This is a genomic window from Nocardia grenadensis (assembly GCF_050942415.1).
Lineage (GTDB): Bacteria > Actinomycetota > Actinomycetes > Mycobacteriales > Mycobacteriaceae > Nocardia > Nocardia grenadensis.
The window spans coordinates 2,886,102-2,908,734 of record NZ_CP192054.1; the positions used below are offsets into that span (position 1 = coordinate 2,886,102).

At 68.5% G+C, this 22,633-nt stretch carries 20 protein-coding genes; 8 read left to right on the forward strand and 12 right to left on the reverse strand.

Translation table 11 applies throughout. The features are described 5' to 3' along the window. The first annotated feature begins 4 nt into the window (after window positions 1-4). Together ACQPYS_RS13125 and ACQPYS_RS13130 are read left to right on the forward strand one after the other, a co-directional pair. Entirely contained in the window at window positions 5-487 is a 483-nt protein-coding gene (locus ACQPYS_RS13125; protein ID WP_063034221.1) for a cation:proton antiporter regulatory subunit, read from the forward strand. A gap of 10 nt (window positions 488-497) precedes the next feature. Then, the gene (locus tag ACQPYS_RS13130) at window positions 498-1,688 is read left to right on the forward strand and encodes a cation:proton antiporter (protein ID WP_063034222.1); all 1,191 of its coding nucleotides are present in this window, start codon (window positions 498-500) and stop codon (window positions 1,686-1,688) included. On the opposite strand, the gene ACQPYS_RS13135 is transcribed toward ACQPYS_RS13130, so the two are convergent. The 8 genes from ACQPYS_RS13135 to ACQPYS_RS13170 form a co-directional block, all read right to left on the reverse strand. Continuing rightward, window positions 1,645-2,037, reverse strand: coding sequence for an SDR family oxidoreductase (locus ACQPYS_RS13135; protein ID WP_433492755.1), 393 nt, complete (start codon window positions 2,035-2,037; stop codon window positions 1,645-1,647). The genes ACQPYS_RS13130 and ACQPYS_RS13135 overlap by 44 nt on opposite strands. Then, window positions 2,034-3,050, reverse strand: coding sequence for a DUF5914 domain-containing protein (locus ACQPYS_RS13140; RefSeq protein ID WP_433492756.1), 1,017 nt, complete (start codon window positions 3,048-3,050; stop codon window positions 2,034-2,036). The genes ACQPYS_RS13135 and ACQPYS_RS13140 overlap by 4 nt, the downstream gene beginning before the upstream one ends. 5 nt (window positions 3,051-3,055) lie before the next feature. Next, on the reverse strand, window positions 3,056-4,561 hold the full coding sequence (locus ACQPYS_RS13145; RefSeq protein ID WP_433492757.1) for an FAD-dependent oxidoreductase: 1,506 nt from the start codon (window positions 4,559-4,561) through the stop codon (window positions 3,056-3,058). 71 nt (window positions 4,562-4,632) lie between these two features. Next, entirely contained in the window at window positions 4,633-4,965 is a 333-nt protein-coding gene (locus tag ACQPYS_RS13150; RefSeq protein WP_063034226.1) for a lycopene cyclase domain-containing protein, read from the reverse strand. Continuing rightward, on the reverse strand, window positions 4,962-5,312 hold the full coding sequence (locus tag ACQPYS_RS13155) for a lycopene cyclase domain-containing protein (RefSeq protein ID WP_431938372.1): 351 nt from the start codon (window positions 5,310-5,312) through the stop codon (window positions 4,962-4,964). The genes ACQPYS_RS13150 and ACQPYS_RS13155 overlap by 4 nt, the downstream gene beginning before the upstream one ends. 130 nt (window positions 5,313-5,442) lie before the next feature. Then, window positions 5,443-6,753 carry a glycosyltransferase gene (locus ACQPYS_RS13160; protein WP_433492758.1) on the reverse strand — a complete coding sequence of 437 codons (1,311 nt, stop codon included), beginning with the start codon at window positions 6,751-6,753 and terminating at the stop codon, window positions 5,443-5,445. A 405-nt stretch (window positions 6,754-7,158) separates the two neighbouring features. After that, complete coding sequence (locus tag ACQPYS_RS13165) at window positions 7,159-8,145, reverse strand: phytoene/squalene synthase family protein (RefSeq protein WP_433492759.1); 987 nt, start codon at window positions 8,143-8,145, stop codon at window positions 7,159-7,161. 647 nt (window positions 8,146-8,792) lie between these two features. Further along, window positions 8,793-9,143: a hypothetical protein gene (locus ACQPYS_RS13170; protein WP_433492760.1), complete on the reverse strand. Its 351-nt coding sequence runs from the start codon at window positions 9,141-9,143 to the stop codon at window positions 8,793-8,795. 321 nt (window positions 9,144-9,464) lie between these two features. Here ACQPYS_RS13170 and ACQPYS_RS13175 point away from each other — a divergent pair, with 321 nt between their 5' ends. The 3 genes from ACQPYS_RS13175 to ACQPYS_RS13185 all read left to right on the forward strand — a co-directional run bounded on the left by ACQPYS_RS13175 (window position 9,465) and on the right by ACQPYS_RS13185 (window position 14,189). Beyond that, on the forward strand, window positions 9,465-11,000 hold the full coding sequence (locus ACQPYS_RS13175) for an AIM24 family protein (protein WP_433492761.1): 1,536 nt from the start codon (window positions 9,465-9,467) through the stop codon (window positions 10,998-11,000). A 40-nt stretch (window positions 11,001-11,040) separates the two neighbouring features. Beyond that, window positions 11,041-12,606, forward strand: a complete 1,566-nt coding sequence (locus tag ACQPYS_RS13180) for a phytoene desaturase family protein (RefSeq protein ID WP_433492762.1) — start codon at window positions 11,041-11,043, stop codon at window positions 12,604-12,606. A 131-nt stretch (window positions 12,607-12,737) separates the two neighbouring features. After that, window positions 12,738-14,189, forward strand: a complete 1,452-nt coding sequence (locus tag ACQPYS_RS13185; RefSeq protein WP_433492763.1) for a three-helix bundle dimerization domain-containing protein — start codon at window positions 12,738-12,740, stop codon at window positions 14,187-14,189. Window positions 14,190-14,234: 45 nt separating this feature from the next. Here ACQPYS_RS13185 and ACQPYS_RS13190 read toward each other — a convergent pair whose 3' ends face one another. After that, complete coding sequence (locus tag ACQPYS_RS13190) at window positions 14,235-15,155, reverse strand: LLM class F420-dependent oxidoreductase (protein ID WP_433492764.1); 921 nt, start codon at window positions 15,153-15,155, stop codon at window positions 14,235-14,237. A gap of 58 nt (window positions 15,156-15,213) precedes the next feature. Then, entirely contained in the window at window positions 15,214-15,432 is a 219-nt protein-coding gene (locus tag ACQPYS_RS13195) for a hypothetical protein (RefSeq protein ID WP_030520614.1), read from the reverse strand. A gap of 301 nt (window positions 15,433-15,733) precedes the next feature. Here ACQPYS_RS13195 and ACQPYS_RS13200 point away from each other — a divergent pair, with 301 nt between their 5' ends. Further along, window positions 15,734-17,839, forward strand: a complete 2,106-nt coding sequence (locus ACQPYS_RS13200) for an AMP-binding protein (protein ID WP_433493038.1) — start codon at window positions 15,734-15,736, stop codon at window positions 17,837-17,839. Window positions 17,840-18,061: 222 nt separating this feature from the next. Next, window positions 18,062-19,423, forward strand: a complete 1,362-nt coding sequence (locus tag ACQPYS_RS13205; RefSeq protein ID WP_433492765.1) for a metallophosphoesterase — start codon at window positions 18,062-18,064, stop codon at window positions 19,421-19,423. 122 nt (window positions 19,424-19,545) lie between these two features. Here ACQPYS_RS13205 and ACQPYS_RS13210 read toward each other — a convergent pair whose 3' ends face one another. After that, window positions 19,546-20,787, reverse strand: coding sequence for a phthiocerol/phthiodiolone dimycocerosyl transferase family protein (locus tag ACQPYS_RS13210; protein WP_433492766.1), 1,242 nt, complete (start codon window positions 20,785-20,787; stop codon window positions 19,546-19,548). A gap of 152 nt (window positions 20,788-20,939) precedes the next feature. On the opposite strand from ACQPYS_RS13210, the gene ACQPYS_RS13215 reads away from it, so the two are divergent. Then, complete coding sequence (locus ACQPYS_RS13215) at window positions 20,940-21,716, forward strand: siderophore-interacting protein (RefSeq protein ID WP_431938362.1); 777 nt, start codon at window positions 20,940-20,942, stop codon at window positions 21,714-21,716. Between the two features lie 17 nt (window positions 21,717-21,733). On the opposite strand, the gene ACQPYS_RS13220 is transcribed toward ACQPYS_RS13215, so the two are convergent. After that, window positions 21,734-22,510 (reverse strand): M50 family metallopeptidase, encoded by a 777-nt coding sequence (locus ACQPYS_RS13220; RefSeq protein ID WP_433492767.1) that lies wholly within the window; start codon window positions 22,508-22,510, stop codon window positions 21,734-21,736. Window positions 22,511-22,633: the final 123 nt, after the last annotated feature.

Consider the following 22,633-nt stretch of genomic DNA (forward strand, 5'->3'; position numbering starts at 1 on the left):
CATCGTGAACGTCGAAGTGACACCCTTGCCGGGAATAGGCGTCCGCAAGGATTTTCCGCTTACCGCTGTACGCCGGCGGATCGGGGTCGTCGATCACAAGGACGGGACGATCGATCTGATCTTCACCAGGATCGGCGATCCCGACGCCACCACCCAGATTCCGATGACCGAGGCCGAGGCGGGCACCCTGGCCAATCTACTGGGCGCCCCGCAGCTGGTGGGGCAGCTGCGCAACGAGCATCGGGACATGGACGGCGTGAACACCCGGCAGTTGCCGGTCAGTGAGAACTCGCCCTACGACGGGCGGACCCTGGGTGAAACACGGATGCGCACCCGGACCAAGACCTCCATCGTGGCGGTCATGCGGGCCGGCCAGGCGATGCCGGCCCCGGGGCCGGACTTCGTGTTCACCGGTGGTGATGTGTTGATCGTGGTGGGCACCTCGGAGGGGCTGGACAGCGCCGCGGATATCTTGAAAGACGGCTGAACCTGTAGCGATGAATGCGACCACGCTGGCGATGATCCAGCTGGGGGCGGTGTTCTTCGGGCTCGGAGTGCTCGGACGCATCGCAGCCCGGATCGGCATGTCCCCCATTCCGTTGTATCTGGTGGGTGGATTGGTGTTCGGGGAAGGAGGTTTCTTCGAACTACACGAGGTCGGAGAGTTCATCCATCTCGCCAGCGAGATCGGCGTGGTCCTGCTGTTGTTGCTGCTGGGTCTCGAATACAGTGCGGCCGAATTGTTCACCGGAATGCGCAGATCCTGGATGGCCGGCCTGCTGGACCTGGTCCTGAACACCACGCCCGGTGTGGTGGTCGCCTTGCTCCTCGGACTGGGCCCCACCGGGGCGCTGGCGATGGCCGGCGTCACCTATATCTCGTCGTCCGGGATCATCGCGAAAGTACTGAACGATCTGGGCCGGCTCGGTAACCGGGAAACCCCGGTGATCCTGTCGATCCTGGTCTTCGAGGATCTCGCGATGGCCGCCTATCTGCCGGTACTGACCGCGGTACTGGCAGGCCTCGGTTTCGTGGCGGGCCTGCAATCGCTGGGTATCGCCCTGCTCGCGGTGACCGTCGTCCTCGTGGTCGCGCTCCGCTACGGTAAATACGTTTCCGCGGTGGTGGCCAGTGACGATCGCGAGATCTTCCTACTCAAACTGCTCGGTTCGGCGCTGCTGGTGGCCGGGGTCGCCTCCGCGCTGCAGGTGTCGGCGGCGGTCGGGGCGTTCCTGCTCGGGATCGCGATCTCCGATACGACCGCGCACAGCGCGACCAAGATCCTGGAACCGCTGCGAGATCTGTTCGCCGCCATGTTCTTCGTACTCTTCGGTCTGACCACCGATCCGCGCAGTATCCCGCCGGTACTGGCATGGGCGGTGCTGCTCGCGGTGATCACCACGGTCACCAAGATCGCCACCGGTTGGTGGGCCGCCGCGCACGCCGGCTCCTCGCGGCTGGGCCGCGCCCGCGCCGGTGCGGCACTGGTGGCGCGCGGCGAGTTCTCCATCGTCATCGCCGGCCTGGCGGTGGCCGCGGGTGCGGTGCCCGACGAATTCGCCGCTCTCGCCACGACTTACGTGCTGCTGATGGCCTCGATCGGCCCGATCGTGGCACGCGTGGTGGAGCCGGTGCTGCGGATCATCACCCGGCAGCCGAAACCGGAACTCGATACCGCCGACGAGTAAAGCCGGGACCGGACCAGAGGGCGGTGTAGCTGCCGTCGACCAGATATCCGGCCCTCGTGATGAACGAGGTCTCCGCGGAGAGCAGGAATGCGGCCACCGCGGCGACCTCGTCGGCCCGGCCGAACCGCTCGAGCGGATGTTCGTTCTCCAGGAACTGCCGTCCGTCGTCGGGCATTTCGGTGAGCGCAGTGGCGATGACGCCGGGCTGGACCGCGTCTGGTTCCAGACGTTGCGGCCGTAACTCGCACGTCCGCACCGGTCGGTCGTGCTCGGTCGCCATGGCCGGGGCGTACCAGTTCCCTGCTGTGGTTCGATCGTAGAGCGCAGAGCCGAGAAGTCGCTGCCTCATATTCCATGAGTACGGAGCAGGTACCGGCGCTCGGCGTAGGCCATGTCGTCGCGCCACAGCCGGGCCGCCGCCCGAGCCAGCAGCGGGCGCACCAGTGGCAGCACTCGGTGTACATGCCGGAATCCCGGTCGTTCGGAAGTGACGATGGTCGCTTCCACGACCGCGGTGCGCGCGCGGCCCCCGGAATCGGTGCCGAGGGGCGTGGCGTGTGTTTCGACAACACTGCCCGACCCTTCACCGTCCACGATGCGCATGACGATGGTGCGTGGATCCGGGCAACTGAACTCGGCGCGAACCGGCACGCCGAGCCGTCGGGTCACCCGGAATGTCACGTCGACCAGGAACTGGTGATTGTTTTCGGTGATCCCTTCGCGCGGAGGAGTTCGCGTCACCTCCAGGCGAGCGAACGAATAGGGATGGAACCAGGCGCCGTGCCACGGATCGAGCCGGTTGGCGATGATATCGCGGGGTTCACACACCCCTACCAGCCGAGTCACCGCGTGGACAGTGGAGTCGGCGGGGCGTGGACCGATGATCGGCGCGTCGGTGGGTGTATCTGCCCCGAGTGAATCCAATCGCACCCAGGCCAGCACCCCATCGTCGAAACTCGGATAGCAATGCCACCGGGAGTTGCTGCTCACCTCGCCCACCCGCAGACCGTGCCAGCGGCAGATCAGCGCGTTGTCGTCGACCTGCGCGGTCGTCAGCGATGCACCCAGATGGGGACAGATGCCGGGGCCTGCGTGCAGGTTGCCCGCGTCGTCGCGCCAGACCACGATCTCCTGGCCCCTGACCCGGGCACCGTAGGGGCGGCCGTGGCGGATCGCCCTACTTGCGGCGACGGCGTACCAGTTACCCGAAGGGCGCTGTTGCGAGAAACGCAGTGCGGCCTCGATCAAGCCGGGATCGGCGTCGCGGTGGGTCGGTTGCTGCCGCGACCACTTCTCCGGTGAGAACCGCTGCAGGGGTGAGTTCTGCGGCCACCTCCCGGCGGAGTCGGAGCGAGGGCTCATTGCCGTTACCTTTCGCGAGTAGCGAGGGCGCGTAGTAGTGCCGAGCGCCCGCGAACGGGAACCGTGTACAGGTCATGTCCGGCAGCGCCCCATTGGCGCAGGACGGTGTTGGCCGCCATCCAGCCGGTCGTCGCGGCCCGTTCCATCAACGCCACCGGCAGATCGACCCGGATGCCGTCCCCGGCCAGGACCAGCCGTGCATGCGGAGTGGTGATGCCCGGACGAGTGGCGAAATCCCCCGGGGAGAAACGGGGGCAATCCTGGCGCCACAACATGGTTTCCCCGACGATATTCGCTGCCGCGGTCTCGGGGTATATCGAGTGCAGCCGCATCAGCAACCGGTCGCGCAGTTCGGCCCGAGCTCGTGGCGGTGGTGTCGTATCGGCCACCGCGTAGGCGTGCAGTTCGACAACACTGCCGGCCGTACTACCGGCCCAGTCCGTGGCCTGTCGCTCATAACGGTCCAGCACGCTGATGTTGTCGAGCGGTGGCGAACCGCCGGTGCCGAGGAAACACGCTCGCTCGGCACCCACCGGACGATCCAGCCAGAGCCGGTGCACCGCGAATGCCGGGGCGGGGGCCAGCCCGGCCACTCGGGCGCGCCACGGGTCGTCCCCGAGCGTCGGTGATGCCGCGACGATACGACGGAGCCCGGCGATATCGGTGGCGAGCACCACCGCATCGGCTCGCGAGGTCGCTCCGGTGCTGTCGGCCAGCCGGAATCCGTCGCCTTCGGTGTCGATGCGGTCGACGGCGACGCCCAGACGAAATTCGACGGTGCCGGGCCGTGCCGACGTGGCCGGCCCGCTCAAGTACTCCGCCAGCGGCGCCCACAGAGCCACGTCGAAATTATCCCGCGCGACGTCGAAGACAAGCCCCTCGCTGGAACCGAGGAAGTAGATGTGGAACATCAGCGCCAACTCGGCGGCGGACATCCGCTGCGGATCGATGAAGAAGCTCCGGGAGAACACCTCGAACGCCAGATGCCGCGCGGCCGCCGGAAAATTGATATCGCGCAGAAACGTCTCCGCGTCGAGGTGATCGAGCCGGGCGTAGATATCGGGCACCGACACCGCGGCCAGCGGCGCTGCGGCGCGCGCGTTCATCCGAACGAGGTCGCGGAGCCGGAAGGTGGGGCTGCGCAGCGCGAATGCCAGCGCATTCCAGGGCGGGGTGTGCGGTAACCCGCGGAAGGTGTCCTGGCGGCCGTATGCGTCGACCAGTGGATAGTCCGCCAGCCGGCGCAGCCGTCCCAGCGCAGTATCGCTGCGCATCAGCAACTTCCGCAGGTTGTAGTACTGGGCGAAGAAGGCATGGAAGCCGCGATTCATGCCCACGGTGGTGCCGTCGGCGAGGCGTTCGCTCCACCCGCCCACGCGCCCGCCCAGATAACGCTCCCGTTCGACGACATCGACGTGGCAGCCACGCTCGGCCAGACCTGTCGCGGCAGCCAGGCCCGCGATCCCGCCGCCGACGACGACCACTCGGGGTGGTGAGCCGTGACGGCTCATATCGTGATGGCCCGGTGGCGCCGGGAGATGCACGCGTCGCCGGTCGCGCCCGCCTCCCGGGCTCCCCGCGGTCACGACTGTGCGCCTGTCTGTCGCTGTCGTGTGTGTTCCCAGCCCAGTAGGACCGCGGTTACCAGGGCGAATCCGAACAGGAAATCTTCCACCGGAATGTTCCACGGAAACCGGAGCCGGAGAATGTGGTCTGGGTTGTACACCACGACCGAGGCGTCGCGCTTGGTGAGCCATCCGTCCACCAGGATCTGGAAGCCGAGGACGATGAGCATCGTCAGCCAGTAGGCCGGCCGACGGAACAGCCCGGTACGCAGCAGCGCCGGCTCGGCGACACACACCACGATCACGGCGGCAACAGCGGGCAGGGTGTATCCGACTCCGGTGAAGTTCATCGCCCGGCCGCGTTCCCGACGTTGTCGACCAGGCGGTGCCACCTCGCGAGCAGCGTCTGCACGGCGACGAAGGTGAGCAGGGCGCAGATCGGCACGACGAGAAAGAACAGGAACTCTTCCAGCGGCATCGCACCGGGCAAGAACACCCCGAGGATATAGCGGTCGTCGAAGCCCCACACACCCGCGGCGATCGCTACCAGATCCCACACGATGAACAATGCCGCGGCCGGCCACAACGCCCCCAGCAGCAACCGCGGCCGCCGATACACACCGGCGCCGAGGAACTCCAGTGGCGCCGTCGATGCGAGACAGGCCAGTAACGCGAGCAGGTAATGCCAGCGATCCATGCGATCTCCTCAGCGGTGCGCGCGGTTCGTGCATTGCGGACTGCGGTGGTGGGGCCGGTCACACCAGGGTGTGACCGTGCTGCCGGCAGGTGGTCGAATCGGGGCGGGAGGCCCGTGGGTGCTGTGTTCATCAGCGTGTTCGCCTGCGTGTCGAGCGGAGATCCGGCCCGGCCCCATCCGCGCCGAGTTCGGCGAGGACATCCGAGATGATGTCCAGCGGCGATGTCTCCGCGATCTCACGCGCCAAACGAGCAGCCCCGCAACGATATTCGTTGTTGTCCAGTATCCGGTCGACCGCCGCCGCCACGGCCCCGGGCCGGGGGCGTGCCGTGCCCAGATCGATTCCCGTTCCCGTGTATGCGACCCGTGCGGCGACTTCCGGTTTGTCGGCATTGTCACCGGCGACGATCAGAGGTACCCCGTGCCGGAGGGCTTCTTGCACGCCGCCGTACCCACCGTTGGTGATCATCACGTCGACGTGCGGGAGCAGATGAGAGTAGGGGAGGAAATCGGTGACGTAGGTATTGGCCGGGATCGACCCGAGCGGGTCCCGTGAGCCACCGGTGCACGCCACGACCACAGTATCTGCTCGCCCGCCCAGCGCCTCGAGTGTGGGCCGCAGCAGTTGGCCGAGGTCACCGTTGTCCCACGTCCCCTGAGTCACATGCACAACGGTTTTCGCATCGGACAGCACACCGCTCCAGCCCGGTTGCGGTATCGCCTGGGAACTCTCGATCGGTACCGGCCCTGTGAATACCACTGTCGGTGGCAGATCGCTGCGCGGATACTCGAAGCCGGGCACCGTGAATTGGAGTAGCCGGTCTGCCAGAGCGGGCCAATCGAGCACGAACTTCGGGGCGGGCCCGAGAGCGAGCCCGCGCATAATCGCATCGAGTCGTTGCTGAGCACCACGGAACATCAGGTGCTGGACAAACCAGTTCATCGCTGTGTGGTCACGATTCGGCCGCGGCTGCCACCCCATACCGAACGGTGTGGTGTCCGCGCTCGACAGCATCAACGGAACGACTCCGCAGCACAGGACCGGAGGACGCGGAGCGGATCCGGGCGACAACAACGGTATGGCGCCGGCGAACATCACGTCGACGAACACGGCGTCGACAGCTGCGCGTGCCAGCTCGGTGGTCACCGCACGGAACTGTCCGACGAGGGGGTCGAGGTAACACGAATACAATTCCGCGCATCCGGTGCGCCATCGGCCGAGCAGACCGGCCGTCTCGGCGCGGCGATGACCGGCCGATATCACCGGCGCCTCGATCGTCTGATCGGAACACTCGATTCCCTGTGAGGTGACGGTGTCACGGAACAACGCACCGGTCAGAAATCGCACCTCGTGGCCGCGGCGCTGTAACTCCACTGCCAAGGCCAGCATGGGCCCGACGTGCCCCGGGATCGGGGTTGCAGCAAACAGATACCGTGCCATGCAGTAATTCCTTTGCTGATCATCCTCGATGCAGGCGTGATGCAGATTTCGGACGCACCGGTTCGGCCGGACCGTATGCGGCCGCCCGGACAGGGCGTCCGCGCGAACGTTCGGCCACCAACGCACCCACCGACTGCGGCGTGTGCCGCATATGACTCACACCTATGGAGAGCGTCCGACCGGAAGCGCTGCCGGATCCACCGGCCGTTGCCCGGACTGTCCGGTCGGGAAGTATTTCAGAACTCGATGAGATGACCGATACGACGCGCCGCCGTGGTCGGCGCGAGCGTGTGCGACAAAACCGCTGCTGCGTCGACGGTGGCGACGGACTCGAACCGAGATTCGTGCGCGGTGCGGCCGCGTGGGCGGTTACCGGTCGGCACCCGCGGATCGCGGCGGGGCCGGTCATCGAGGACCGACAGGGTCGGCGACCGGTTGCGGTGCGGAGCCGCGGTGAGGTCGGGGCCGGGCGGGGGTGTGTCGTGTACACCAAGCGGTAACCAGTCCGGTTGTTCCGACCGTGATGCGTCGGGGCAGTGGGACGCGGGCGCGTCTGCCGAACACGGCGAAGTCGCTGTCTTCGACCCGGTCGAGTATCTCCGAGTACAGGGTAAGCGCAGTGGCGACACACGGCCGGGAGCGAGGTTCGAGCAACGCGATTCCACGGTGGGCGTATCGATATCGGGCGCGGGTCAGCGCATGCTGGTGGGCCAGGGCGCGCCGCAGCCTCGGGTCGGTCCGGCGGTGGTCGCGACACCAGTGCAACAATTCACGGTCCACGCCGTAGACAGCGAGTTCGTCGGCGGGGAGATAGATCCGGCCCCGAGCGAGATCTTCGTCGATATCCCGAAGGAAGTTGGTCAGCTGGAACGCATATCCGAGCGCCGCCGCGAACGGGGCGGCTTCGTCGCGCGGGGCGATGGTGCCGAGTACCGGCAGCACCTGAAGGCCGATCACTTCGGCCGACCCGTGGACGTAGCGGTCCAGGGCGGCACGGTCGGGGTAGTCGGTGATCGACAGGTCCATTCGCATGGACTCGAAGAAGGCTTCGAACAGTTCCGAGGGCAGTCGATAGATGTCCGCGGTATGTGCGACTGCGGCAAGAGCCGGGTCGGCGTCGACGTCGTGGTGGCGAAATCGGTGGACCAGGGTCTCCAGTCGTGCGGTGCGTTCCTCCATATCGAGGTCGGGCCCCGGGGCGTCGAGGATATCGTCGGCGCGGCGGGCGAATCCGTAGAGGGCGTGGATGGCGGGGCGCTGGTCGGGGGCGAGTAGGCGGGTGGCGAGGAAGAACGTTTTTCCGTGGCGGGCGTTGAGGTCGCGGCATGCGCGATAGGAGCGGCGCAGTGCCGGGTCGTGGATGTGAGCGGCGTCGAGTTCTTTCCGGGTCATGGCGTCAGCCTTTGCTGGAGGACCGTGGCGGGCATATGTGTGTGAAGCGGGGACCGGTGATACGGTCGGCTGCCAGGCGCCCAGAGATCAGCACCGGGGGATTCCGGGCGCGGTGGAGCTGTCGGCGAGGACGACGTCGTCCGGGCCGCGGATCATAGTGGCCGGACGCAGCGGTCCTGCCTGCGAAAGGGGCGCGCCAACGCGAACCGAGTGTCGGCGATTATACCCTGGGGGGGCCAGTCCGCCGGAGCGGGCGTGTGCAGGATCCGGGTGCCGGTCAGGGGAGGAGCAGCCGCTGGTTCACGGTGGCGAGTGGACCGTCGACGTAGGCAGGCACATCGCGGTCCCAGTCGATCGACCCGTGGCGAGGGTGGGCTGCGTCGGGCGCGGGTGACGCGGCGGGCAGGGCGTGCGGGGGGCCTGCATCGATGGTCGAGCCCGCCTCGCTTATGGAGCGTATGGGGCCGGTCTTCGCCAGATCGGCGACCGGCCGCGGTGGTGAGCCTGCTCGGGCGCCCCATCCGTACGCTTCGTTCATCTACTTCGAATCGCGGGCTACACCCCCGTCGAGCCCGTGGCGCCGAAGAAGCCGGTCCGCCGATCGGCCCCGCGGCGAGGAGGTCGATCGGCGGATCCGTGGGCCGCCCTCAGGCTGCGGCGGCGTGGCGGAGGGAACCGATCGCGGCGCCGACATCGTCGACGTCGACGACCAGGCGGGTGTAATCGTGTCCGCGCAGGTCGATGCGGACGGCGTTACCACCGAAGAGGGTGTCCCAGTATTCTTTCCGGCCCTTGCCGCGGAAGGTGCCCGCGGCGATCGCGCCGGGAAAGAACACGCCAGGGGCGCGCACCCAGGGGGGACGGCGGTCGATTTCGGCCGGTTCGACGGCCACGATATTGGTGAGATCGAAGGTGATGTGGTCGCACAGCGACAGCACTCGGTGTGCGCCGCGGACGTGGACAGTGACGGTGGTGCCGGTGATCTCGAAGTCCACCATGGGTTCCTCCCTGATGCCGAGTTCCGCTCGTCCGATTCCAGGATGCCGCCGTGGCCTGGCCGTTGGCTGTGCTGCGGCTGTGAAAATTCTCAGGTTCGTCGGCGGTTCACCGGAGACATCGTCGCTGAGCGCGGTGGCGTTTCGTCGCAGGTGGCGTGCTCGCCGGCGGCGTGTCGAATACTGCGGTGGCGCGGCGCGGGCGCTATCGGTCACACTCGTCGGTGTGGAACAGAAGTCAGCTGGGTGGGCAGCCGGGGGCCGGGCCACCCGCGGGGTCGGCGGGTACCCGGTCCGGTATGTATCGGGTCGGGGTGATACGAGGTGACCGCGCTCGCTCCGGGGGAGAACCGGCCCGCGCCGGGTGATCGGCTGACGGTGACGGTGACCTGTTCCGCGGCGGTGGATGTGTCGGCGCTACTGCTCGCCGCGGACGGAAAGGTCAGGTCCGACGGCGATTTCGTATTCTTCAACCAGCCCGCCGGGCCGGGGGTGACCTACCGGCAGGGGCGGGGCGCCGGCGATGTCGTCGACGTGCAGACGCCGGGCCTGCCCGGCGATATCGAGCGGGTGGTGGTCACCGCGAGCCTGGACGGCAGCGGGCCACCCACCTTCGGGTCGGTGGGGTCGCTCACCGCGACGGTGACCGGGCAGCAGGGCACGCTCACATTCGCGGTGTCGAAGCTGAGCGCCGAGACGGCAGTGGTCTGCGTGGAGATCTATCGACGGGCGGGCGCGTGGAAGGTACGCGCTGTCGGGCAGGGGTACGACAACGGTCTGGCGGGTATCGCCACCGACTTCGGGGTGAACGTCGACGACGAGCCGGTTCCGCCGGCCCCGCCCGTACCGCCCGCGTCCCGTACCGATCCCACCGTGGTCGCCAACCCTGCTTCGGCGCAACATTATTCGGCTTCGCAATATCCGGCTCCGCAGCACCAGGCGCCGTTGTACCAGGCGCCGCAGTACCCGCAGCACCCCGGCCCGCCGCCCTGGTACCCCGCCGCGCCGCCGGCCGCCGGTTATCCGTCGTCGCAGCCGTATTCATCCGGGCCGGCCCATCCGGCGCCGCCCGCCCCCGCGCACCAGCCTCCCGCATATCCTTCCCAGCAAGGAGCTCAGCCGATGCACAGCGAGCTGTTCGACCCGCGTCATGCCGAAGTGTCCGGGATGGGCATCCAGAAGCAGGGCAGCAAGATGATCAAGGTCGGCGTGAACGGCGAAACGCTGGTCCGTTCCGGATCCATGGTCGCCTACCAGGGGGATCTGAATTTCCAGGCGCTCGGTTCCGGCGGGATCGGCCGGGCGATCCAGCAGCGGCTCACCGGCGAGGGCGTGCCGCTGATGAAGGTGTCCGGGCGCGGTGATCTGTTCGTCGCCAACGGGGCGGCCGATGTGCACATCATCGATCTGGACGGCACCGACGGGCTCACCATCAACGGGTCCAATGTGCTCGCCTTCGATCCCACTCTGGGCTACGACATCCGGATGGTGCAGGGCGCGGCGGGGTACACCAGTAACGCGGGCCTGTTCAACTGCGTGTTCACCGGCCGCGGCCGGATCGCCATCACCAGCCACGGCGGCCCGGTCGTACTGAATGTCGATCAGCCCACCTATGCCGATCCGCAGGCGGCCATCGCCTGGTCGTCGAGCCTGCAGACGAGTGTGAAACGCAATGACTCCTTCGGGCTGGGCCGGCTCATCGGCCGTAGCACCGGGGAGGGCATGACCCTGGCGTTCGCCGGCCGCGGTTTCGTGATCGTGCAGCCCTCGGAGTTGCCGCCCGGCGGCATGATCGGCGGGACCGGGGGCGGGCAGGAGGCCGGGCAGAGCGGCGGCCTGCTGGGCGGTCTGCTCGGGTAGCCTCACCGCCGCCGCGGCGCCGGTATGGTATCGACGTCCTATGGTGATGCGGTCCCGGTACGACGTAGTGATCGTGGGCGGCGGGCACAACGGCCTCGTCGCGGCCGCGTATCTGGCCCGCGCCGGGCACTCGGTGCTGGTGCTCGAACAGGCGGCGACAACCGGCGGCGCGGCCGTCTCGGCGCGGGTGTTCGACGGAGTCGATGTCCGGTTGTCCCGGTACTCGTACCTGGTCGGTCTGCTGCCGGATCGGATCGTGAGCGATCTGGGCCTGCGGTTCCGGACGCGTAAGCGGCGGATCTCCTCCTATACGCCGGCCGGATCGTCGGGTCTGCTGGTCGATAACCGGTCGCCGGCGGTTACCCGGGACAGTTTCGTCCGGGTCACCGGATCGGAGCGCGAGTTCACCGCGTGGCAGCGGTTCTATGCGATGACGGGGGAGGTGGCACGGGCGGTGTTCCCGACATTCACCGAACCGCTACCGACCGCCGACCGGCTCCGGCGGCGGGTGGGCGGCCGGGTGTGGGCGGAACTTTTCGAACGACCTCTCGGCGAGACGATCGAGGAGTACTTCGCCGACGACGTGGTGCGCGGGGTGGTGTTCACCGATGCGCTCATCGGCACGTTCACCCACGCGCACGATCCGTCGCTCGCGCAGAACCGCTGTTTCCTCTATCACGTGATCGGTGGCGGCACCGGCGACTGGGATGTGCCGCTGGGCGGTATGGGTGCGCTGACCGACGCGCTGGCCGACGCGGCCCGGGCCGCCGGGGCGGAACTGGTGACCGGTACGGAAGTGACCGGTGTGGCGACCGACGGGCGAACCGCGGCGGTGGATTTCGCCGGGGTGGCGGCCGGGACGGTGGCGGCGCGATATGTGCTCGTCAACGCCTCGCCCGCCGAGGCCGCTCGGCTGCTCGGCGAACCGGCCGGCGAGAAACCCGAAGGCGCCCAGCTGAAGATCAATATGGTGCTGGACCGGTTGCCGCGTCTGCGTGATCCCGCGGTGGCCGCGCATGACGCGTTCGCCGGGACCTTCCATATCGCCGAAACCTATGAACAGCTGGCGCAGGCATACCGGGAGGCGGCGGCCGGGCGGCTGCCCGCGGTCCCGCCCGCGGAGATCTACTGTCACACCCTGACCGATCCCGGTATCGCGGCCGGCTCGTCGCGGCACACTCTCACGCTTTTCGGGTTGCACACTCCGGCGAGGCTTTTCGCGTCCGACCCGGAAGCCGCGAAACAGGCTGCGGTCGACGCGAGCCTGGACGCGCTCGATGCCGTACTGGCCGAACCCATCCGGGAGTGCCTGGCCCGCGATATCCATGGCGGGCAGTGTCTGGAGGCCGCCACACCCGTGGACCTGGAACATGCGCTGCGCCTGCCCGGCGGGCACATCTTCCACGGTGATCTGTCGTTTCCCTACCGGACCGGGCCCGGGGACACACCGGCGCAACGCTGGGGCGTGGCGACCGGTCACGCGAATGTGCTGCGCTGTGGGTCGAGTGCGGTGCGCGGGGGCGGAGTGAGCGGAGTCGGCGGCCACAATGCGGCCATGGCCGTCCTCGAGGAAACCGCCGCCCGGCGTCCGGGAAACGCCGGGTGAATTCTGGTCGGAGAATCGGCGGTCACGCTCACTGGTGGGAGTATCCGAATACTGTGTGGCGGTAGCGTTGTCGGCTGTGGATCGGCCCGGCGGGTCGTTTCGATTCCATGCCCGGCGCCGAGGAGATATAGGTGGCACTCGATACCGTCCCGAAGAGCAGGGTTCCCGAGGACAAGGCGGCTCGGGAGCAGAAGGCGATACATGACCTCGCGGGCCGCTTGTCCGCCGCCTATTCCGAGGACCGCTCACCCGACGAGGTGAACGTCGCGATCCGGACGGCGCACGAACGGTTCGCCGGAAGTACCGTGCGCGATTTCGTGCCCATCCTCGTGGAGCGGGTGGTACGCCGGGAATTCGAATCCACGGAGGAGGCCGGTGCCGCCGCGGCGGTCACCGCCCCCGGTGTCACGCCGGTCTCGGTGTCGAAGAGCGCACCCGCCGCGCCGACCGAACCGGCCGATGCCGACCGCCCGCTGCGGACCGACCGCCGCGGGTTGTTCGCGCTGGCGGGCGCAGCGGGCGTGGTGGCGGTGGGCGCTACGGCATGGGCGGTGTCGCGACCGGATTCGGCGCCCGCCGCGGCGCCGCCGGTCGCCGGAGTGCCACTGACGAGGGTCACCGGGGTGGTCGGTTCGGAGAAGGCGGCCTTCTTCGCCGACGAGCGGGTCACCGAGGTGTTCGCCGCGCACGGCTACGACGTGCGGGTCGAGTCGGCCGGCTCGCGGGAGATCTCCACCTCGGTGGATCTGGACGGCCGGGCATTCGCGTTCCCGTCCAGCCTGCCGGCGGCCGAGCGGCTCAAACGCGAGGTGGGGGTGAGCACCCAGTTCGTGCCGTTCTATTCGCCGATGGCGATCGCCACGTTCACCCCGATCGTGCAACTGCTGGACGCCGCGGGGGCGGTGAAGTTCGACGGTCCGGCGCCCGGTCTGGATTTCGCCGCCTATATCGAGCTCGTGCAGAGCGGTGTGCAATGGGACGACTTGGCCGGTAACGCTTCCTATCGGGTAGGAAAGAACATTCTGGTCAGCACCACAGACGCCCGGACCTCGAATTCGGCGGCCATGTACCTGGCGCTGGCCAGCTATGTGGTCAACGATTATGCGGTGGTGCGCGGCGCTGCCGCCGAACGGCATGTGCTGCCCACTCTGCAGCGCCTGTTCCTCGCCCAGGGCTACACCGAGGGGTCCAGCGCGGGGCCATTCGAGGAATACCTCACCGCGGGGATGGGCCCGACTCCGATGACCTGGATCTACGAGGCGCAGTATGTGGCGGCCGCGGTGGCGGGGCGCCTGCGGCCCGATTCGGTGTTGCTGTACCCGTCGCCCACAGTGCTGTCCCGGCATACCGTCGTCCCGCTCACCCCTGAGGGGGAGGAGATCGGTGCGCTGCTGCACAACGACACCGAGTTGCAGTCGCTGGCCGCCGAGCACGGTTTCCGGACCGGGGATGTCGCCCGTTTCGACGAGGTGGTCGCCGAACACGACGTACCGGTGTCGCAGGATCTGGTCGACATCGTCGATGTCCCCGCCTACGAGACCCTCGAGCATCTGATCGACGGGGTGGCCACCGCGTACCGGTGATCCGGAGTCCGGGCGGACGGAGCCCACGGCCCCGTCCGCCCCTTGTCACAACTGGGTGGCGACCTCGTCGGCGATGAGGGCGAGGTGGTCCAGATCGGCGAGGTCCAGGATCTGCAGGTAGATCCGTTGGGTGCCGATCTCGCGGTAACGCCCGATCTTGTCGACCACCTCCGCGGGGGACCCGGCCAGACCGTTGGCCCGGAGTTCGTCCACCTCACGGCCGATCGCGGCGGCGCGGCGCGCGATCTCCGCCTCGCCGGATCCCACGCAGGCGACCAGCGCGTTGGAGTACACCATGCTGTCGGCCGCCCGGCCGCCCGCGGCGACCGCGGCGCGCACCCGGTCGAACTGGGCGGCGCTGTCGTCCACCGAGACGAACGGGGCATTGAATTCGGTCGCGTACCGCGCGGCGAGCCGCGGGGTACGTTTCGGTCCCTGGCCGCCGATGATCACCGGTACCGGCTGCTGCACCGGTTTCGGCAGGGCCGGGGATTTCACGAGCTCGTAGTACGTGCCGGTGAAATCGAAGGTCGCACCGAGCCGGGTCTCCCAGAGCCCGGTGATCACGGCCAGCTGCTCTTCGAACCGCCCGAATTTATCGTCCGGGAACGGTATCCCGTACGCGGTGTGCTCGTCGGCGAACCAGCCGGTGCCGAGTCCCAGTTCGACCCGGCCGCCCGACATCTGATCGACCTGGGCCACCTGGATCGCCAGCGGACCCGGCAGCCGGAAAGTGGCGGCGGTGACCAGTGTGCCGAGGCGGATCCGGCTGGTCTCCCGGGCCAGGCCGGCCAGCGTGATCCAGGCGTCGGTGGGGCCGGGCAGGCCGTCGACCGACCCCATGTGCAGATAATGGTCGGAACGGAAGAATGCCCCGAAGCCGAGGTCCTCCGCGGCGCGGGCCACGCTCAGCAGTGTCGGGTAGTCGGCGCCCTGCTGTGGTTCGGTGAAGATTCTCAGTTCCATGGACCTCATCGTGCCGTACGGGTCCGGCGGCGGCCGCGGGTGGCATAACTCCGGTGGGTCAGGCGGCCGGGCCGGTCATCCTGGTGGGCGACACCCGATCGGACCAGCCGCAGGGCAGCGAGCAACTGGCGATGACGAGGGTTTCGATTTCGCCGTTGTCGAATACGCGCCGGGTGGATTCGGCCCGGGCCGGATACCCGCAGGACGCACATTTGCCGAAATAGTCGAGGATCTCGTCGATTTGGGTGATGGCCACCCGGCGTCGGGTCTGGTGCATCGTGGTCCTCCGGATCGCAAACGAGTGGTATGCGGCCGAATGTAATTCGCGCCCAACACTCGTACGGGCGGAGTGAGCTGGCGCTGGGAGTTCTCACACCGGACCGGCCGGCGGGGTTGGACAAGCCCCAACGGCGGTTTCGGCACCTGTGGTGAACTCTAAGCAAACGGCTTCGTGACCTGTCACAGAGCGTTGCTACTCGCTGGTAACAACTATGGTGCCGAGCTACTGTGAGAGACATTACAGATGGGTTACCCGCCGGCCCAGTTGTTCGTTGCGGGCCGACGAGAAGTTGCGGGAGTTGGTTACCGACGTCATCGATATGGTCGCGGAGATCCCCGCAGCGCGTGCCGCTGTCTGGGAGCTGCTCCTCGACCCGCAGACCTATCCGCGGGTGTTCACCGGAATCGGCGCCTGCTCCCGGCTGGAGCTGCCCGGTGCGGAGCCGGTGTTCGAATTCCGGCTCGGCACGCCGGAGGCCGGTATCCGCGTGCTGCGCGTGCGCGTGGTGACCGGCCGCTGGTACGAGAGACTGGAACTGCACGCGCCGGAGATCGGCAGTTTCGCGGCGCTGCGGATGTACGGGGAAGGCGACCGGAGCACCGTATCGATCACCTTCTTCGCGCCGGGGCGGGTACACCGGCACCTCACCGAGCTGTCTAATTCGGCGATCCAGGACTGGACCGCCGAGGGCCTGCGCCGGATCGCCGCTATCCTGCGCGGTGCGCGGACATCCATGCTGGTCAACGGGGAAGGGTCGCTGGTCCGTCGCCAGCTCGAGGTGCTGCGTCAGGTCACGGTGAGCGGTGTCGTGCGCACCCGGCCCAATGCGGTGATGAAACAGCTGCTGTCACTGAACAAATGGGGTTTCAACCTGGCGGGAGGTTATGCGGCCGGCGCCGCGTACGCTCCGGACCGGCTCGCCGTGGTCGACGATCGGGGAGTCCGCACATTCGCCGAGATGGACCGGTGCAGCACCGCCCTGGCCGGTGCGATGGCGGCCCGGGGACTCGGTGCGGGCGACGCGATCGGGCTGCTGTCCCGTAACCACGCCGGCATGGTCGAAACCATGGTGGCCGCCGGCAAACTCGGGGTGGATGTCGCGCTGCTCAATGCCGGCCTGTCCGCACGCACCATCGAACAGATCGTGCAGCGGCACCGGCTCTCGGCCCTCTTCGTCGACGGCGACCTCGAACAACTGGTTCAGTATCTGCACGACGATCTGCCCCGGTTCAATACCGACCTGCGGCCGCCGTTCCCCGGTCGGTACACCCTCGAGGACCTGATCGAGAGAGAGGAGGGGGAATTCCGTCGGCCCGCAAATCCGGGCCGGCTGATCGTGCTCACCTCGGGTACCAGCGGAATCCCGAAAGGTGCGCGGCGGCCCCATCCCAAGGGGTTCGGCACCATCGCCGCGCTGTTGTCGCGGATCCCGATGGAGATGGAATCGACCATGCTCATCCCGGCACCGCTGTTCCACACCTGGGGCCTGGCCGGACTACAGCTCAGTACCGCGCTGCGGTGCACGGTGGTGCTGCCGGAACGCTTCGATGCCGAGGACTGCCTGCGCGCGGTCGCCGAACATCGGGTGACCACCATGATCGTGGTGCCCACCATGGTGAATCGGATCCTCGATCTGCCCCCGGCGGTACGGGCCCGTTACGACACCTCCAGTCTGGGCCAGGTGATCAGTTGCGGGGCGCCACTGGCCGGGGCCACGGTGCTGCGGTTCATGGACACCTACGGCGATATCCTCTACAACGTCTACGGATCGACCGAGGTCTCCTGGGCGACCATCGCCACCCCCGCCGATCTGCGCTTCGCGCCCACCACCGCCGGGCGGCCGCCGCTGGGCACCCGCGTCTCGGTGCTGGGGCCCGACCACAAACCGGTGCCGATCGGTGCCATCGGGCATATCTTCGTCGGAAACCACATGCTGTTCGACGGCTACGTCAATTCCGCGCCGCCCGACGAGGCGCACGGCATGCTCGACACCGGTGACCTCGGCTACTTCGACGTCAACGGCCGATTGTTCATCGCCGGCCGGGACGACGAGATGATCATCTCCGGGGGCGAGAACGTCTTCCCGCGGCCGGTCGAGGAGGCCCTGGCGCATCTGCCGCAGGTCAGCGAAGTTGCCGTGGTGGGTGTCCCGGACCCCGAATTCGGCCAGCGGCTCGCGGCCTTCGTGGTGAAACACGAAGGGGCGGGACTGGATTCGGATATGGTGCGCACCTATATCCGGCATCGGCTGAGCCGGTTCTCGGTGCCCCGGGACGTGACGTTCATGTCGGCGCTGCCGCGCGGGGAAACGGGAAAGATCTTGAAATGGCTGCTCGCCGGACGACAGGACGGGGACCTCCCACCGTCCGGTCCAATCGGGCTGGGGGTTTCCGGGTCGGTGTGACACCGGCCGCGTGCGGTGCCCGCGGCGCGGCGCGAATGCCGGTGCGATGCCGAACTACCCGATGATCACGGCGACATGGAGTTATCCATGGTTGCCGGAGGGGTCACGTGGGCGCGCGTGCCGCCGGCGGGCAGGGGAACGGGTGCGGGGGCCACGGCGGGCCGGGCGGCGAAGGGTAGATTCATCAGCCGCACAATCAATCGGTCGGGAGAGGCATCCTCCGTGGTAGTAGTTTCCGTGCTCACCGGACTGGCCGTGGCGTGGTTGATCGCCGGCCTGCACTGGTATCTGTGGCGGCGGCTCGTTCGCGACACCACGCGGGACGGATCCCGCTGGCGGATACCCGGCGGTATCGTCCTCGGGACCGGCGCGATCGCGATGTGTGGTGCCTTCGCGGTGATGTTCGCGGAGGTGGACCGGGCCGACTGGCGCTGGCTGACCTGGCCCGGATTCCTGTGGGCGGCGCTCTTCCTCTATCTGCTGCTCGGCGTGCTGGCCGGGGAGGTCGTGCGGCCGCTGCTGCTGCGGGGCCTGGTCCGGCGCGACGCCGGCACCGCCGCACCGGCCGGCGGGAGCGAAACCCCGGCGTCCGGAGTCGTCGAATCGGGGGTGACAGCGCAGCCGGTGGGCGCCGCGGTGGGAGTAGCGTCCGGGGCGAGCGCGCCCCGGCCCGGCCTCCCCGGCCCGGCGGCCCCCGCCGGCCCGGACCCCGGCGCCGCGGTATCCGGCGCGCCGCCGCCCCCGGTATCGCGCACGCTGTCGCGACGACTGCTGGTCTCCCGGCTGGCCGCCGGGGCCACCGTGATCGCGGCCGGCGCGATCGTGGGGACCGGTACCTACGGAGTCCTGAACGGACCGATGGTGCGGCGGGTGACCGTACCGCTGGCGAAACTGCCCGCGCAGGCCCACGGCCTGCGGATCGCCCTGGTCAGCGATCTGCATCTGGGCCCGGCGTTGGGCCGCGCGTTCTGCGAACAGGTGGTGCGCACGGTGAACGACACCCGCCCGGACCTCATTGCCGTCGTCGGCGATCTCGCCGACGGCACGGTGGACGATCTGCGGGCCGAAACCGAGCCGCTGGCCGGCCTCACCGCGCCACTGGGCGCCTATTACGTACCGGGCAACCACGAATACTTCTCCGACGCCGATGCGTGGCTCGCCCGAGCCGGTGAACTGGGGATGAAGGTACTGCTCAACGATCGGGTGTCGCTGCCGGACTTCGATCTCGCCGGGGTCGACGATCCGCGGGGCACCGGTATCGGCCGGGGGCCCGATTTCGCGGCGGCACTGGACGGCCGGGACATCCGCCGGGCCTGTGTACTGCTGGCCCATCAGCCGGTCGTGGTCCACGAGTCCGTGGCTTACGGGGTCGACCTGCAATTGTCCGGGCACACCCATGGGGGACAGCTGTGGCCGGGGCCCCTGATCGCGCGGCTGCCCAACCCGACCGTCGCCGGGCTGGAACTGTACGGAGCGACCGCGCTGTATGTGACCCGCGGTGCGGGAGCCTGGGGTCCGCCGGTGCGGGCGGCGGCCCCGTCGGATATCACGGTGCTCGAGCTCGCCTCGCTCCAGGGAGTCTGAACCGCCCCTGCCGAATACCCGGCCTATGTACGCCGGAGGGCAGTGCCCGAGTCAGCGGTTCCGCGCCGCGGCTCGCCCGATGGTGACGCACCGGGACGATCGCAGCGGCCGGCTCGGCGGTGTCAGAGGTGGGTGAGCAGATTCTCCAGCCGTTCGACCCGGGGTGTCTGCACCGGCGTGAACTCGGGCGGATGGTGGATCTCGACGCTGAGACGGTCGTCGTAGGTGGTGATGATGCTGGTACCGCCACCGGCCTGTGGGGGGCGGCGGCCGGTCGGATCGGGTTTGGCGATCATGGTGGTGCGGAAATCGTGGATCCGGAGCGTGGGCACCGACAGCCGGGGTAATCGACCCCAGTTCGTGGTCATCACCGTGTCGAACGGGTTGGCCGGTGGTGCGGCCAGGGTGTCGGGGAGTTGGAGCGGGGTCTGCTGGATATGGCCGGAGGCCAGGTCGGCGCGCAGGGCGTGGAACACTCCGCGTGCCAGGGCCGGGAGCGTGGCCTCGGTGCCGGGACCGGGCCGGTAACCGGCGAAGCCCAGGACATTCGTACCCTCGATCGGGCCGATAGAGGGCCGGACCCGGCGGCGTAGATCCACCGAGTACGAACACAGCAGTTCGTCGACCGGCAGCTGCCGGGCCTCGGATTCGGTGAGCAGCAGGGCGGCCGCCACCAGGCTGTGCACCGTCACCCCCACCCGGTGCCCGTACGCGACGAGCGCGCCGGTCTGCTCCCGGCTCAGCCGGCAGCGGTGGGTGACCAGGGGCGGGTACGGGTGTTCGTTCGCGTCGAGCGCATGCCCCGGGGGCAGCGGTGGTGCGACGCGTGGCGGCTCGGTACCGCCCGGGACGGGCCGGCGCACGATGCCCCGGCGGGCGAGTAGATCCTCCACCGGCATCGGCTGCCGGCTGGGCGGGAGCGTGGGCGCCCGTCCGGCCGCGGCGGCCACATAGCAGTGCCACAGCTGCTCGAGCAGGTGCAGGGCATGGGTGGCGTCGGCAATGCTGTGGTGGACCAGCAGGGTGACGCTCGCGATATCCGCCGACCGCACCACGTGCAGTGTGCCCAGGGCTCGTCGCTGATCCGGGTCGGCGCCGGTGAGCAACTGTTCGGGATCGCCGTCGGCGACGGTCAGCACGACCTCGGGCGGGCCGGAGGTGACCAGGGTGTGCCCGACCGGCTCGGTGGGCGCGAGCTGCGCGCCGAGGATGGGATGGGCCGTGACCAGGAATTCGAAGGCGGCGGCCAGCGCGCTGAGATCGATCCGCCCGGACATTCGGGCACAGTATCCGACGAAAACCTCGCTGAATGCGAAGATCTGTTCGCTGGGCGCCAGGGGGCGGATGACGGTTGCCGCGGTCATGATGTGGTGCCTTCGTCCGGAGATTTGTGTGAGGTTAACCCAAAAACGGTTCCTTGCCGGATATTTCGGTCAGGACGAGACGGACGCTACACAACCGGGCGGATCCGGCTGGTACGTTCGCTTAGGTAAGCCTAATTAATGAAGGAGGCCGGATGGCCAGAAAGCGCACGACCATGACCGTCGCCCGGACGGAGTGGCTCGGCCCCCATATCGTGCGGGTGTATCTGGGTGATCCCGGATTCGACGATTTCGATGCCGGCGAGTTCACCGACGCGTATGTGAAACTGCTGTTCGACCGCCCCGACGGCGAGGTGATGCGCACATACACGGTCCGTTCGGTGGATACCGCGGCCCGCGAAATCGCCATCGACTTCGTGGTGCACGGCGACGAGGGGATCGCGGGCCCGTGGGCCGCCGCGGTACAGCCCGGCGAGCAGGTCACGTTCTTCGGGCCCGGCGGGGCCTACGCACCGCGCGCGGACGCCGACTGGCATCTGCTCGCCGGTGATGAGGCTGCCCTGCCCGCCATTTCCGCCGCCGTGGAGGCGCTGCCCGAGGGGGTGCCCGCGAAGGTGTTCATCGAGATCGCCGACCCTGCCGACGAGATCACCCTGACCACCAAGGCGCTGGTGGACGTCACCTGGGTACATCGCGGCGGCGCCGCGCACGAGGTCGGCGACGACCGCGCCGGTGACAACGCACCCCTGATCGGCGCGGTCCGGGCAGCGTCGTGGCTGCCGGGCCGGGTACAGGTCTTCATCCACGGGGAGGCGCAGGCCGTGATGCACAATCTGCGCCCCTACATCCGCAAGGAACGGGGCGTCTCCGCGGAGTTCGCTTCCATTTCCGGGTATTGGCGCCGGGGGCGGACCGAGGAGAGCTTCCGGGTCTGGAAGAAGGAACTCGCCGCGGCCGAGAGTCCCGGCTGAGCGCGGCCCGGCGGGTTCTAGTTCGCCGGGCAGTCCGCGCCGTTGGGGATCGGCAGGCAGATTCCCGCGGTCGCCGACAGCAGCAGGCCCGCTCCGGCCACGAGTGCGCCGAGGGCGACGGCCAGGAAGACGACCACCCAGAGCAGGCCCGGCAACCGGGTGAGCCGGGCCAGTTGATCGGCGTCGGTGGTGCCGTCGCGCATCCGTGAGCGGGTGCGCTGCAGTTCCAGTACCGGGCGGCTGCCGGCCAGTAACAGCAGCCACGTCGCGAGGTAGGCGAAGCCGGCCTGCAGCGCGTCCGAGCCGAACCACGACACCGCGAAAACCAGTGCGCCGGTGCTCACCACGGAGACGACGCCGTACACATTCCGGACCATCACGAGCATCACGGCCAGCGCGGCGATCGCGATCCACAGCATGAGGGTGATGCGCCCGGCGCCCAGCAGTGCGGCGAACCCCAGCCCCACCAGGGGTGGGGCCGGGTAGCCGGCCAGTGCGGTCAGGATCATGCCGAGCCCGTAGGGTTTTCCGCTGGACACGGTGAGTCCCGATGTGTCCGAATGCAGGGTGATGGCATTGAGCCGGCGTCCGCTCAGCAACGCCACCAGTGCGTGCCCGCCCTCGTGTGCGATGGTGACCACATTGCGGGTGATCCGCCACAGCGGGCCGTAGGCCACCAGTACCAGTGCCGCCACGGCGGTGGCGAGTACCAGCCACGACGGCGGCGCCGCCTGGGTCGTCGTGAGCCGCTCCGCGATGGAACTGCTGCGGTCTATCAGATCACCGGTATCCACCGCCGCACCTTAACTGGGGAACGCGGCGGGGCGCGCGTCGCGGGTAGGGCCCGGTGATCGGGCGGTGCCGGTGGGCGCGGGCACGAAAACGAAGTATCTGTTGATGGGACGTCTCACTATCTT

What these genes read in the sequence shown, in the direction of transcription:
- ACQPYS_RS13190 (WP_433492764.1), bottom strand. Translation starts at nt 15,155, where the DNA reads ATGGAACTGAGAATCTTCACCGAACCACAGCAGGGCGCCGACTACCCG.
- ACQPYS_RS13155 (WP_431938372.1), bottom strand. Translation starts at nt 5,312, where the DNA reads ATGGATCGCTGGCATTACCTGCTCGCGTTACTGGCCTGTCTCGCATCG.
- ACQPYS_RS13195 (WP_030520614.1), bottom strand. Translation starts at nt 15,432, where the DNA reads ATGCACCAGACCCGACGCCGGGTGGCCATCACCCAAATCGACGAGATC.
- ACQPYS_RS13130 (WP_063034222.1), top strand. Translation starts at nt 498, where the DNA reads ATGAATGCGACCACGCTGGCGATGATCCAGCTGGGGGCGGTGTTCTTC.
- ACQPYS_RS13165 (WP_433492759.1), bottom strand. Translation starts at nt 8,145, where the DNA reads ATGACCCGGAAAGAACTCGACGCCGCTCACATCCACGACCCGGCACTG.
- ACQPYS_RS13210 (WP_433492766.1), bottom strand. Translation starts at nt 20,787, where the DNA reads ATGACCGCGGCAACCGTCATCCGCCCCCTGGCGCCCAGCGAACAGATC.
- ACQPYS_RS13140 (WP_433492756.1), bottom strand. Translation starts at nt 3,050, where the DNA reads ATGAGCCCTCGCTCCGACTCCGCCGGGAGGTGGCCGCAGAACTCACCC.
- ACQPYS_RS13180 (WP_433492762.1), top strand. Translation starts at nt 11,041, where the DNA reads ATGGTGATGCGGTCCCGGTACGACGTAGTGATCGTGGGCGGCGGGCAC.
- ACQPYS_RS13170 (WP_433492760.1), bottom strand. Translation starts at nt 9,143, where the DNA reads ATGGTGGACTTCGAGATCACCGGCACCACCGTCACTGTCCACGTCCGC.
- ACQPYS_RS13135 (WP_433492755.1), bottom strand. Translation starts at nt 2,037, where the DNA reads ATGAGGCAGCGACTTCTCGGCTCTGCGCTCTACGATCGAACCACAGCA.
- ACQPYS_RS13215 (WP_431938362.1), top strand. Translation starts at nt 20,940, where the DNA reads ATGGCCAGAAAGCGCACGACCATGACCGTCGCCCGGACGGAGTGGCTC.
- ACQPYS_RS13160 (WP_433492758.1), bottom strand. Translation starts at nt 6,753, where the DNA reads ATGGCACGGTATCTGTTTGCTGCAACCCCGATCCCGGGGCACGTCGGG.
- ACQPYS_RS13150 (WP_063034226.1), bottom strand. Translation starts at nt 4,965, where the DNA reads ATGAACTTCACCGGAGTCGGATACACCCTGCCCGCTGTTGCCGCCGTG.
- ACQPYS_RS13145 (WP_433492757.1), bottom strand. Translation starts at nt 4,561, where the DNA reads ATGAGCCGTCACGGCTCACCACCCCGAGTGGTCGTCGTCGGCGGCGGG.